This is a genomic window from Pseudoalteromonas sp. MBR-15, from assembly GCF_053628915.1.
Map to the genome: position 1 here is coordinate 1 of NZ_JBRJHH010000004.1, position 12,095 is coordinate 12,095.

Consider the following 12,095-nt stretch of genomic DNA (forward strand, 5'->3'; position numbering starts at 1 on the left):
CACGGTTAAAGTAAGTGGCGTCCCCAAGGGGATTCGAACCCCTGTTACCGCCGTGAAAGGGCGGTGTCCTAGGCCTCTAGACGATGGGGACACAAAAATGTGTCACTAGGACATTAAATGATAGTTTGACTCATATCAGAGTAAGGTTGCTAAATTAACATGTAAATACTCGAGATTGACATGTTTAGCGCCTTGGTATTAGCTCACTTACATAAATAAGTGGCGTCCCCAAGGGGATTCGAACCCCTGTTACCGCCGTGAAAGGGCGGTGTCCTAGGCCTCTAGACGATGGGGACGCAGAAAACTGCTACCCTAGGACAAACACTATGCAAATTGGTGGAGCTATGCGGGATCGAACCGCAGACCTCTTCGCTGCCAGCGAAGCGCTCTCCCAGCTGAGCTATAGCCCCGACTTTGCATACACACTACCAACTAATGCTGACGTGTATCGCTGAGTGCGGGGCGCATTCTATGCAGCCCCCCAAATAAAGTCAACAGTTTTTTATCTAACTTTATTTAAATGATTTAAATTTCAACAAGCTGACTAAATAACACCCCAGGGAGGAGCTATTTTATACAATCCACTAATAAATAGCTGAATTTTACATATTAGCGTGCTGTTTAGATTTTATTGTGCCTCAATGAAAGGAGGTTTCGCTTACTAAAAGGTATACATTTATATGGAAAACGGCGATATCTTAATTTTATAACTAAATTGATCATTCTACCCCTCCCCCACGCCCTTTTAATTAACGTTAAAAAGAGCACTGCGTTGTACTTATTTATACAACCGACAAATGCATTTACATATAAACAAAACTAACACAGCTCATCCCCACTAAAGTAATTGACCCCAAACAGCCTAAAAGTCAGCTTGCGTATAGAAGGAAAAGCACTGAATTGCATAATTGTTCATCAAAAAATGTAAAAAAGCCATGTCGTTGTTTATAAAAGCTGCATCTAGCACATTTTTACTCATTCAAGTGTTGACACATTTACAACTCTATCTATAATAGCGCCCCACAACAACGCAGCAATGAGTTGTTTTTTAGATATGGGTCGTTAGCTCAGTTGGGAGAGCATCGCCCTTACAAGGCGAGGGTCACTGGTTCAAGTCCAGTACGACCCACCATTATTAAATGGTGTTCATATCTAAAGTTCTTAATGGGTCGTTAGCTCAGTTGGGAGAGCATCGCCCTTACAAGGCGAGGGTCACTGGTTCAAGTCCAGTACGACCCACCATTTAAATGGTGTAAACTCAACATTAAGAATTTATTGCATGTAATATGGGTCGTTAGCTCAGTTGGGAGAGCATCGCCCTTACAAGGCGAGGGTCACTGGTTCAAGTCCAGTACGACCCACCATTATCTTTTAATGGTACTTCATATTACACAATCTAAATGGGTCGTTAGCTCAGTTGGGAGAGCATCGCCCTTACAAGGCGAGGGTCACTGGTTCAAGTCCAGTACGACCCACCATTAATCCAAGTTTAATGGTGTTCTCATTTAGATTATTCTTCGCGGGTCGTTAGCTCAGTTGGGAGAGCATCGCCCTTACAAGGCGAGGGTCACTGGTTCAAGTCCAGTACGACCCACCATTTTAAAAATGGTATCGCGAAGAAAAAGATTATTTGGGTCGTTAGCTCAGTTGGGAGAGCATCGCCCTTACAAGGCGAGGGTCACTGGTTCAAGTCCAGTACGACCCACCATTTAATCTTTACAAATTAGCCTTTCGGCAATTATATGTGGGTCGTTAGCTCAGTTGGGAGAGCATCGCCCTTACAAGGCGAGGGTCACTGGTTCAAGTCCAGTACGACCCACCACATATAAAACACTCTTTTCCATACTCCATACTTTATATTCTAAACTTTCTAAAAGCATCGCCACTCTTTACAAAGACTCGACTCGATGGTTCAAGTCCAGTGCAACCCACCACAAATAAAACACTCTTTTCCATACTTTATATTCTAAACTTTCTAAAAGCATCGTTACTCTCTACAAAGACAAGGCTCGATGCTGCAAGTCCAGTACGACCCAGCACCTGCAAAACACGTCTAGTCGTTGTGCCATTTTTGATATTCACTAATATAAATATCATCACGTTTGTAGCTGATTGCTAAGCTAATTCTTTGAGATAAAAAGGAAATAAAAAATACGACATAAGTCATGCTATAGCATGAGTCAGGTTTTTAAATTAACTGAAAACCTGTAATTTGCCTTGTCAGCAGCTAGACTGTTTATTATAGTCACTGTTAATATCACTCGATCGCAAGTCCAATGCCTGCAAAGATTTTTTCGAAAGCCAAAATTTTAATAGTTGAAGAGCAACCACTCGCTCAAAGCTACATGAAACAATCCCTCGAAGGATTAGGTTTTCGACAACTGCGCTTTGCTGACCATGCCATTTCAGCCAAAGAACAATGTCAGGACGAACAATTTGATCTCATTGTTTGCTCATTCAATTTAAGTAAGCACCAAGATGGCTACCAACTTTACGAAGAACTTAAAGTTAAACGCTTAATTAAAAACTCCACAGGGTTTATTTTCATTTCAGCCGAAACAAGCGGTTCTCTAGTTCACAGTGTGTTAGAGCTCCAGCCTGACGATTTTTTAGTAAAGCCATTTACCATTTATGAATTAAAAAGCCGTATTGAGAAAGTACTACTTCGTAAGCACCACCTTTACAGTGTTTATCAGCTAATTGATGATGAAAATGACTCGAAAGCAATAAAGAAAATCGATGAATTACTACAAAATAAAAGCAATACCTACAGTGCCATTTTATTACGATTAAAAGGTGATGCCCTACTTCGTTTAAATCGAAATGAAGATGCAAAAACTTTTTTTAAATCCGTACTCGATATACAAAAGTTTACGTGGGCTAAAGTCGGGTTAGTAGAAGCGCTTATTGCCAATAATGAGCATATTCTTGCTCAACGCATGTTAAAAACCATGCTACAGCGCAGTGAAACTCGCCTTGTGGCTCTTGATTTGTTAGGTCGTTTAGACATTAAACTTAATAAGTTTGATGACGCTCAACTATTTTTTAGTCAAGCTGTTGATATAGCACCAAGAAACATTGAGCGACAAAAAACACTCAGCCATGTATCACTGTTAAATCATGACTACGAGAAAAGCTACTTAACGCAAAAAGATATCGCCAGTTATGCAAAGCACTCCATACACGATCACCCTGATATATACTTAAATGCAGCACGGGCAGGTATCGATTTTGCTCTGACAACAGATCAAACGGACCAAGTTAATCGTATTGCGAGACAAACAAATCAATATTTAAATGATTTAAAACAACAGTTTCCAAATAGTAATAATCAAACCCAAATTGATGTACTCAACGCACGTTTACATTATTTGAAAGACGAGCATAAAAAAGCAAAGGCCCTAATCGAGCAGCTTGATGAGAGTGACAGTCAAATTCGTTCTGTTGATGGTGCGCTTGATAAAGCAAAGGCATTCCACGAGCTCGGTTTTCACAACAAAGCGCAAACACTCTTTAATCAAATTATAAGCCATTGTGAGCGCCATCCTTCGGTAAGTGATCCTGTGTTTCTTCGCTACATTCAACAACAGCAAACTGAACGTCGTGATATCAAAATGGGGCCGAAAGAACTCAATAACCATGCTGTTACGCAATTTAATAAAGGCCAGCTAAATATTGCGCTCGAAGCGTTTACACAGGCCTTTAGAATTATGCCTAAAAACGCCAGTATTGCATTGAATCTTTTACAATGTTTATTCGACTCTAATGCGCAAGGGCAATCATTTAACTTATTGCTAGCAAAAAAATGCTACGCTTTACTTAATGAATACACATTACACGATGAGCAAGCCACTCGCTTCGAAAAAATAAAAGCGCAAGCTGCAAAAATGAATCTTCAGCTATCTGAGTAAATGTTCTCATTATGGAGCGCCCTTTTTTGAAATCTATTAAGCTTCTTTTAGCTGCAATAGCACTCTTCAGTCCAGTCAGTATTGCTTCTGCTACTTTGCAGTATTGGCAGCAAGCTAATATAAATTGGCAAAGTGAAGCAGGCAGTCATATAAATATACTGGCTGACGAGCAGCCCGCATTTTTGGCCCTTAAACCTTATATCCCCCTGTTTGAGCAACTTACCGGGATTTCTGTTGGTTTTCATGCGCTGGAACAATCTCAAATGCGCTCTCGTCGTCATCAAGATTTAAGCGAAGGTTTAGGCCTATACGATGTATTGCCTATGGGCATTACATTTTTAGGTGAAGCACAAAATCAAGGCTGGATAGAGCCCCTACAACCTTATCTAGATAACCCACTCATAACTGATAAAACGTGGTATCAACTTGAAGATATTAGCGAAAGAAGCCTCACTCTTTGCAAAATAGATAACAAACTTTATTCTTTACCTTTTGATTTTTCAGCCCCTATTTATTTTTATCGCAAAGATTTATTTGAGCGCTTTAATCTTGAAGTGCCAGATACTTACGAGCAGTTACACGCAACTAAAATAAAATTACAGCGCGCGATTGATGCCGACTCTAAACTCGCCGGCATGCACGCGTTTGCTTCACGCACACTACCCGGTGCGGGGCTTAATACATGGACGGTGTTACCCGTAATGCGTGCCTATGGCGCAGAAGTGCTCAATGAACAAGGTGTATCAACATTTGATAGTCCACAGACGGCACAAAGCCTTAAAATGTATCGAAACTTAGTTACAGGTTACGGTAATCCGGAAAATAGCCGCTTACTGCATTTTTATGAAATACGTCAATTGTTTAAGCACGGCAAACTGGCTTCAGCAATCCTTGCGTCTCACTTTTACAATGAAATAGATACGGCTGAAGAATCCGATATTTGGAATAAATGGGAAGCCGCTCCCCTTCCAAAAGGACCTGTTGCCAGAGAAACATCACCATGGGCATGGGCATTTGCGATTAATAGTCACTCTAATAAAAAAATTGCAGCCTGGTTATTTATTCAATGGGCAACGAGTGAGCAAACGGCCGCTTTACTCAGCACCGGGGGGTCGCCACCAAGACAAAAGGTATGGCACGAAAAGCTATTTACTTTAGTCAATAAACCCGGCTTTAACAACGCAATGCTATGGGTATTTGAGCATGCCACGCCTGATCGACTGCAAGCAGGTATGGTTGAATTTCCAGTCATTGGTGAAATTATTTCGCAAACATTTAGCCAAATATTTTATGGTGCCGACATTAAACAATTAATTAAAAGTACTGATGCAAAAATTAATGCAAACATGCACGCTTTAAAAACACAAACTAAGAGCAGCCAATGAGAATCAGTATTGCGCATAAAATTCTGATAATCATCGGCTTTACTATCACGCTAATTTTAGGCGTGAGCACGGCTATACATGTCTTGGAATTAAAAGAGCAAACCTTGCTTAATATGAGTGAAAAAGCAGACGCGATTGTTTCGCCGATGCTGTCTGAAATAAACTCATTAACATCAGATAACACCGCTGGCAGTTGGGTCTTAAAAATTCAGGGGATAACATTAAAAAATATTCTCAAACATAATACCTTTGATGACCTCAAAACTATTTATTTTATTGATCAAAATAATTTTATTGCAGCTCACCCCGATAACAGCAAAGTCGATACCTTAGAGACGAATCAAACGATATTGCAGCAACTCAATCCGAGACGAAATAATATTATCGCGCTTGATCACCAGTACGCTGTAACAGTGCCAGTAAAAAATCATTACGGTGAAAATATTGGTTACGTTATTGTCACGTTTTCTGACATCGATTTATCCCAAAAAACCAAATCTATTATCAGTAACGCCGTCTCTTTATTTGCAATCTATCTGCTAACTGCACTCATTATTGCTTATATCATTATTAGGCGCATAATTTTGCAACCCATTGATCAACTTGTTGAGTTCTCCCATGCAGTGACCACAGGCGATTTAAATTGCCCTATTAATATTAAAAGCCAAGATGAAATAGGCACACTTGCCAGTGGCTTTAAAATGATGCGAGCCGCGGTTAGACAACAAATTAACAGCATGCATGAACAGCACAGCCAACTCGAAGAAACCGTGGCTAAGCGCACTCAAGAATACTTGGATGCAAAAGAACAAGCAGAACAATCAAACCAAGCAAAAAGTCGCTTTTTAGCCAATATGTCTCACGAGTTAAGAACACCTTTAAATGCCGTGTTAGGCTTCAGCCAATTATTGCAAGACAGCGAAACCGACAAAAACAAACGCCGCTACCTTGAAGCGATTTCCATCTCAGGCAATTCGTTATTAAACGTACTAAACGATATTCTTGATTTATCAAAAGTCGATGCAGGTAAAATGCAGCTCGATATTGAGCGGGTTGAAATTCCCACCATGTGCCATGAATTAAATATGATGTTTTTACAGCTCAGCGCACAAAAAGATCTCAATTTTAAAGTAACCGCACACCCTGAACTCACTCCCCCTGTATTGCTCGACAGTAACAAGCTTCGTCAAGTACTTACCAACTTAATAAGTAATGCTATTAAGTTTACGTCACAAGGCAGTGTAAGCGTATACTTTGACTTTAAACCACATGATGACGACAGCCACCTTGATATAAAAATTCATGTGAAAGATACCGGTAAAGGCATTCCAAAAGATCAACAAGATTTAATCTTTAATGACTTTGAACAAGTTCAAGGACAACGCAGTTCTGAGTTTGGTGGTACAGGGTTAGGCCTTGCTATTTCATTACGCTTTATAAAATTGATGGGCGGCGAGTTATCGGTTATCAGTGAAAAAGGCAAAGGCAGTGAGTTTATTGTTTCAATTCCCAACGTCGAGTTAGCTGAATCAATAACAGAAATTGAGCACCGTAATTACCCTGCAATCACTAGTTATCACTTTAATCCTGCGCGCATTTTAATCGTAGACGACATTCCCTATAACCGTGATTATTTAGAATCGTTCTTATCGCGCTGGAGTTTTACTATCGATACGGCAATTAATGGTGAAGATGCACTGAAAAAAATAGAGCAACATCAGCCTGACCTAATCATAATGGATTTGAAGATGCCAGTAATGGGAGGGCTTGAAGCCAGTCAGTTAATTCGCAGTGATGATCGTTTTAAACATATCCCGATTATTGCTGTAACAGCCTCGGCTTTAAAGGATGATAAGGCACAATCAAGTATCTTGACAGACTACACTATCAGTAAGCCAATTTACCGAGAGCACCTTATTTTTATTATTGCGCAATATTTAGATTAGTTTACCTAATCGCATTTTTTCATTGCAACCGCATTCATGCAGTAGCGCAAACCACTTGGCGGCGGACCATCAGGAAAAACATGACCTAAATGGGCATCGCAGACATTACAAATAGCCTCAATACGTTGCATACCGTGACTTGTATCGGCTATGTACGCAATGCTTTCGACGCTGCTTGGTTGGGTAAATGAAGGCCAACCAGTGCCACTGTCAAACTTTTCATCGGCATCAAACAATAAATTATCGCAACATACACACGCATATTTCCCAGGCTCAAAGAGTGTGCATGAATCAGAGCTGTGCGGACGCTCTGTGCCTTTTTGGCGTGTTACATAGAAAGTATCTTGCGCAAGTTCACGCTGCCACTCTAATGGCGTTTTTTCAACTCTACGGGGAGGTGTTGGATTGCCGTTGTGGGCAAACTCTAAAATATCTTGCCAAGTTAACATTTGTTCTCCTAGGATTGATAAACCCACGTTCAAAATACTGCTTAAAAAATAGTTAAGCAAATTAAACCTTATACCAATTTACTTACTTAAATGATCTATTTTGATGCAAAAAAAACCGTGTGGTCGCAAGGCAAAAACGATGATATTTAGTTGCTATCGGCCATTGCTCCTGCCTTGCTCTAACGCCCACAACGAAACTGTCGTTCATGAGCAATTTTTAACGCAGATAGCAACAGGTTAAATCCATCAAAATGATTCTGTATTATGGCTAGTCGGTACTAGACTGCTTAATTATTTTTATATTTTCGCGTTCTCGTTCAGACAGTAAGGTATGTAAATAAGCGTCAATTTTCGACTCTGCAACGCTTAAAACTGCGGTCAATGTCTGTTCATTGATATCGGTAACATGAATAATGCCATCGCCAATTTTTATCTTTTTAATCTGCCCTATTAATACAAATTCCGCTTTGCGTTTAAAATCAAACAAACCGGAAAGGCTAATCAATGCTAACTGGTTAACATCGCGCTTTAATGAATCTTCAATTGGATTGCGTGACACGAATAAAGGTGTCACACGGTACAGACTTGATACTGTAATAAAAGCCCACAAAAGAACAAAAAAAGAAAACGCGACACTGTGCCAAAGTGGAGTAAAAAACCACAGGGCAATCAATACCACTGCAATCAATGCTGAAATTTTTGCTAGTAATTGATTAATAGCCAGCATGGTTAGTTTCCTTTTTTTACGATTGGATCGGGCCAATCATTGAAAAACACGGATAAATAGCGACTTTTTACCAGATAAAGTAGCACCCAAAGCACCAATACCATTTGGCACGCCAAAAAAAATGAGAATTGATAATAACTGTGCGCGGCTTGGTAGGTCAGCCAGCCTAAATCTATCACAGCACACACAATCAAAGGCCACCGCATAAAACGCCACACAGTTGCCCACCACTTAGCGGTTTCAGGGTTTTCTTGTGGCCTTCTAAAACAAAAAACAACCGCGGGTAACAGCGCAATTGCTGCAATGCCTATCGCCATAAAAAACTCTGATTTAGAGCTAAAAAACAACGACATAATATCTAAATCAGGGCGCCGACTTAACGCGGCCATTAACCAGATAAAATAACTACGAAGCAGTACTAACAAGGTTAAATGAAACGCTATGGGGGTTCGATAAGCGCCATGTTTATCCCAATATTCTGGCCCGTAACGCATCATAGCTGATTCTTCTTATCTGCGATAACACCCAATACCAAGAATGCACCGGTTAACGTTAAACCTAACCACTTTATACCTAATAACATCAGTAGCTTACTTAAAAATGGCGTCACAAACACCACCAAAAGCCCCATACCAAAGCCTGTCACGGCAACAAAGCATAACACGCGAATAATAAAGTGACGTCTGGCAACAAAGCGCTTAGTCACTTTAATAATATCGTTGGCATATAATGAGATAAAACACACCACTAACAATAAAGAAATATTATACAAATGGGGTTGAATCCACTGACCTATCGTTAAAGCGACTGACGAGACAGCTTGCTGCAAACTATCCATTGTGTTCACTTAATAAAGCAATTAAATCGGCTTCAGTAAGCACCTCAATACCCAACTCTTGTGCTTTTGTTAGTTTAGAGCCTGCTTTTTCACCTGCAATAAGGGCATTTGTTTTAGCCGACACACTCCCCGATACTTTTGCGCCGAGAGCTTGCAGACGCGCTTTCGCATCGTTTCGATTAAGCTCACTTAAGGTGCCTGTTAAAACATACGTCAGCCCAGCTAAAGGTTGCTTCTCAGCGCTTGGTGCATTTAAAGCTGGCCAATGAATTCCCTGCTCTATTAACGCATTAACAACAGCCATGTTGTGCTCTTCACTAAAGAACCCGCGCACATGCTTAGCAACAATTTCACCCACATCGCTCACTTCTGTTAGTGCATCAACACTGGCTTGAGTAATTTTCTCTAAGGTTAAAAAGTGATTAGCGAGGTTTTGAGCTGTTGCTTCACCGACTTCACGAATACCCAAAGAGTAAAGAAATTTAGCTAAGGTAGTTTGCTTTGCCTCTTGCAGCGCATTCACCAAATTTTTAGCAGACTTTGGCCCCATTCGTTCAAGTGACTCAAAGTGACCTTGTTTTAAAATAAATAAATCAGCAGGCGTTTTAATAAGCTCACGATCGACTAATTGGTCAACAATTTTGTCTCCTAACCCGTCAATATCAAGCGCTTTACGTGAAGCAAAATGCTTAATTGCTTGTTTACGTTGTGCTTGGCACACCAACCCACCGGTGCATCGTGCAACTGCTTCACCCTCGATACGCTCTACATGCGAGTCACAAATTGGACAAGTGGTTGGGAATACAATCTCTCTTGCACTCTCAGGACGACGTTCCAGTACCACTTGGGTAATTTGAGGGATTACATCGCCTGCGCGGCGAATAATCACCGTATCGCCAATTTTAACGCCTAAACGGGCTATTTCATCCCCATTATGCAAAGTGGCATTCGATACAGTCACTCCGCCAACAAATACGGGCTCCAAACGTGCTACCGGTGTAATTGCACCCGTTCGGCCTACTTGGAATTCAACATCTAAAAGTTGTGTAATTTCTTCTTGAGCTGGAAACTTAAACGCAATAGCCCAACGGGGGGCGCGGGCAACAAAGCCCAAGCGCTCTTGGAGCTTTTTGTCGTTGACCTTAATAACCACACCGTCAATTTCATAGGCAAGCTCACTTCGGCGCGCTAAGATGTCTTGGTAATAATCAAGCGCCGCCTGTTGACCTTCAACTAACTTAGTTTCAGGGCAAAGTGGTAATCCCCAATCAGTCAATTTTGCTAGTTGTTGGTAATGATCTTCTGGCAATTGCCCATCAGCCACCAGCCCTGTGCTGTATGCATAAAACATTAATGGGCGTTTTGCCGTTACCTTAGAATCGAGCTGACGTAAACTCCCAGCTGCAGCATTACGAGGGTTAACAAATACCTTTTCGCCTCGCTTTTCAGCGTCGCTGTTCAGTTTTGCAAAGCCTGCACTGTCCATAAATACTTCGCCGCGTACTTCAAGTTCAGCAGGAAAGTCATTGCCGCGAAGTTTTAATGGCACATTACGAATCGTTTTCACGTTTTGTGTAATGTTCTCACCCACCATACCATCGCCACGTGTTGCAGCTTGAACCAGCACACCATTACGATAAATAATCGACACAGCTAAACCGTCAAGCTTTGGTTCGCAGCAAAATGTGAGTTCGCGGGTATCCATCACGCGCTCTTTGATTCGGCGATTAAACGCCGCAAACTCTTCTTGTGAAAAAGCATTATCAAGCGACAACATAGGAACTTGGTGGGTTACTTGTTCAAATTTATCAAGTGCGGCTCCACCCACTTTTTGGCTGGGTGAATCAGGGCTCTGAAACTCAGGATTTGCTTGCTCTAAGCTACTTAGTTCTCGCATTAAGCGGTCATATTCAGCATCGGGAATACTGGGTGCATCCAGCACATAATAATTATGGTTATGCTCTTCTAACTGGGCACGTAGTTGACTAATTTGCTCAAAGATAGGGCTGGACATGAAAACCTCAAAAATCTACATAAAAAAGCCACTTAGACGACTTAACGCCAAGTGGCCTAACAATCATTTACTTGCGAATATGGATTACGCTGAAAAGCTTCTTACCTTTTCAACATATTCACGTACGCTATCAACCGTCATTTCTTCACGGTTGCTATCTAAAATAGTCGCACCAAACTCATCCGCTAACTTTTTAGCAGCGCTGTGCAACATATTAAAGGCACTTAGGCCATCACCATCGCATGGTAATGTCATAAACAAACTGACACCCGCTGTGCTGAACTGTTCCATATTATCAATATCAAACGTTCCAGGATTGTACATATTCACTAAACGGAATAACACAGGGCCTGTTCCAGCAGGGTCTAGATGGCGATTAAAGAAGCCTTCATCCGAGTATTTGAAACCTAGCATATTAACAGCTGGCAGTAATTGACTGCCCTCCATTGCTAAGCCTTCTGGCATCTGTAAGTGCACAATTATAAAGTCTGTCGGTGCAGGCGATTCTGGTTGCTCTTCAGTGTCAGCCGCTTCTTCGACTTCAACGTCTGGCTCTTCGGTGTTTTCAGCAGTAAAGCTTAAATCACCAAACTCAGGCTCATCACGCTCTTGCGCATAAGGCTGTGAAGATTCACTCGTTTCTGCACTTGCTTCATTTGGCTCAACCCGTTCTTGCTGCTCAACATCAGGATTATCCTTTTTGCGCACAGACCATAAACCATGAATTAATAAACCACCAATGACAAATACACTGATTACGATTAAAGCCCATCTTAATTCTTCGGCCATCCCCTCACCTTTATTATTTGATATGCCTAACTAAAT

Annotated in this window: 9 protein-coding genes and 10 tRNA genes; 10 read left to right on the plus strand and 9 right to left on the minus strand. The window is 41.1% G+C overall.

Features of this window, described 5'->3' with window-relative positions; translation table 11 throughout:
* Window positions 1–15: 15 nt before the first annotated feature.
* The 3 genes from ACSSVW_RS06655 to ACSSVW_RS06665 form a co-directional block, all read right to left on the minus strand.
* Window positions 16–91: transfer RNA gene (locus ACSSVW_RS06655), tRNA-Glu, on the minus strand.
* 129 nt (window positions 92–220) lie between these two features.
* A tRNA-Glu gene (locus ACSSVW_RS06660) sits at window positions 221–296 on the minus strand.
* A 38-nt stretch (window positions 297–334) separates the two neighbouring features.
* A tRNA-Ala gene (locus ACSSVW_RS06665) sits at window positions 335–410 on the minus strand.
* Between the two features lie 646 nt (window positions 411–1,056).
* On the opposite strand from ACSSVW_RS06665, the gene ACSSVW_RS06670 reads away from it, so the two are divergent.
* From ACSSVW_RS06670 to ACSSVW_RS06715, 10 genes are all read left to right on the plus strand, one after another.
* Window positions 1,057–1,132: transfer RNA gene (locus ACSSVW_RS06670), tRNA-Val, on the plus strand.
* A gap of 34 nt (window positions 1,133–1,166) precedes the next feature.
* Window positions 1,167–1,242: transfer RNA gene (locus ACSSVW_RS06675), tRNA-Val, on the plus strand.
* 46 nt (window positions 1,243–1,288) lie between these two features.
* A tRNA-Val gene (locus ACSSVW_RS06680) sits at window positions 1,289–1,364 on the plus strand.
* A 38-nt stretch (window positions 1,365–1,402) separates the two neighbouring features.
* Window positions 1,403–1,478, plus strand: a tRNA-Val gene (locus ACSSVW_RS06685).
* A gap of 43 nt (window positions 1,479–1,521) precedes the next feature.
* Window positions 1,522–1,597, plus strand: a tRNA-Val gene (locus tag ACSSVW_RS06690).
* A 35-nt stretch (window positions 1,598–1,632) separates the two neighbouring features.
* Window positions 1,633–1,708, plus strand: a tRNA-Val gene (locus tag ACSSVW_RS06695).
* Between the two features lie 38 nt (window positions 1,709–1,746).
* Window positions 1,747–1,822, plus strand: a tRNA-Val gene (locus ACSSVW_RS06700).
* 454 nt (window positions 1,823–2,276) lie between these two features.
* The gene (locus tag ACSSVW_RS06705) at window positions 2,277–3,911 is read left to right on the plus strand and encodes a response regulator (protein ID WP_065979792.1); all 1,635 of its coding nucleotides are present in this window, start codon (window positions 2,277–2,279) and stop codon (window positions 3,909–3,911) included.
* A gap of 26 nt (window positions 3,912–3,937) precedes the next feature.
* On the plus strand, window positions 3,938–5,296 hold the full coding sequence (locus tag ACSSVW_RS06710; RefSeq protein WP_167330958.1) for an extracellular solute-binding protein: 1,359 nt from the start codon (window positions 3,938–3,940) through the stop codon (window positions 5,294–5,296).
* Window positions 5,293–7,242: an ATP-binding protein gene (locus ACSSVW_RS06715; protein WP_454179045.1), complete on the plus strand. Its 1,950-nt coding sequence runs from the start codon at window positions 5,293–5,295 to the stop codon at window positions 7,240–7,242. Before ACSSVW_RS06710 ends, ACSSVW_RS06715 begins: the two co-directional genes overlap by 4 nt.
* A 5-nt stretch (window positions 7,243–7,247) precedes the next feature.
* Here ACSSVW_RS06715 and msrB read toward each other — a convergent pair whose 3' ends face one another.
* The 6 genes from msrB to zipA form a co-directional block, all read right to left on the minus strand.
* Complete coding sequence (gene msrB, locus ACSSVW_RS06720) at window positions 7,248–7,691, minus strand: peptide-methionine (R)-S-oxide reductase MsrB (protein WP_036969532.1); 444 nt, start codon at window positions 7,689–7,691, stop codon at window positions 7,248–7,250.
* A 268-nt stretch (window positions 7,692–7,959) separates the two neighbouring features.
* Entirely contained in the window at window positions 7,960–8,418 is a 459-nt protein-coding gene (locus ACSSVW_RS06725) for a hypothetical protein (protein ID WP_036969534.1), read from the minus strand.
* Between the two features lie 2 nt (window positions 8,419–8,420).
* Complete coding sequence (locus tag ACSSVW_RS06730; protein WP_454179046.1) at window positions 8,421–8,915, minus strand: DUF2919 domain-containing protein; 495 nt, start codon at window positions 8,913–8,915, stop codon at window positions 8,421–8,423.
* Entirely contained in the window at window positions 8,912–9,256 is a 345-nt protein-coding gene (locus tag ACSSVW_RS06735; protein ID WP_036969540.1) for a DUF3392 family protein, read from the minus strand. Before ACSSVW_RS06735 ends, ACSSVW_RS06730 begins: the two co-directional genes overlap by 4 nt.
* Window positions 9,249–11,270 (minus strand): NAD-dependent DNA ligase LigA, encoded by a 2,022-nt coding sequence (gene ligA, locus ACSSVW_RS06740; protein ID WP_182396251.1) that lies wholly within the window; start codon window positions 11,268–11,270, stop codon window positions 9,249–9,251. Before ligA ends, ACSSVW_RS06735 begins: the two co-directional genes overlap by 8 nt.
* An 84-nt stretch (window positions 11,271–11,354) precedes the next feature.
* Window positions 11,355–12,059 carry a cell division protein ZipA gene (gene zipA, locus ACSSVW_RS06745; protein WP_036969545.1) on the minus strand — a complete coding sequence of 235 codons (705 nt, stop codon included), beginning with the start codon at window positions 12,057–12,059 and terminating at the stop codon, window positions 11,355–11,357.
* Window positions 12,060–12,095 lie beyond the last annotated feature (36 nt).

Bases quoted from the DNA above. Each gene is read 5' to 3' on its own strand.
- ACSSVW_RS06725 (WP_036969534.1), bottom strand. From the start codon at position 8,418: ATGCTGGCTATTAATCAATTACTAGCAAAAATTTCAGCATTGATTGCA.
- ACSSVW_RS06730 (WP_454179046.1), bottom strand. From the start codon at position 8,915: ATGATGCGTTACGGGCCAGAATATTGGGATAAACATGGCGCTTATCGA.
- msrB (WP_036969532.1), bottom strand. From the start codon at position 7,691: ATGTTAACTTGGCAAGATATTTTAGAGTTTGCCCACAACGGCAATCCA.
- zipA (WP_036969545.1), bottom strand. From the start codon at position 12,059: ATGGCCGAAGAATTAAGATGGGCTTTAATCGTAATCAGTGTATTTGTC.
- ACSSVW_RS06735 (WP_036969540.1), bottom strand. From the start codon at position 9,256: ATGGATAGTTTGCAGCAAGCTGTCTCGTCAGTCGCTTTAACGATAGGT.
- ACSSVW_RS06705 (WP_065979792.1), top strand. From the start codon at position 2,277: ATGCCTGCAAAGATTTTTTCGAAAGCCAAAATTTTAATAGTTGAAGAG.
- ACSSVW_RS06715 (WP_454179045.1), top strand. From the start codon at position 5,293: ATGAGAATCAGTATTGCGCATAAAATTCTGATAATCATCGGCTTTACT.
- ligA (WP_182396251.1), bottom strand. From the start codon at position 11,270: ATGTCCAGCCCTATCTTTGAGCAAATTAGTCAACTACGTGCCCAGTTA.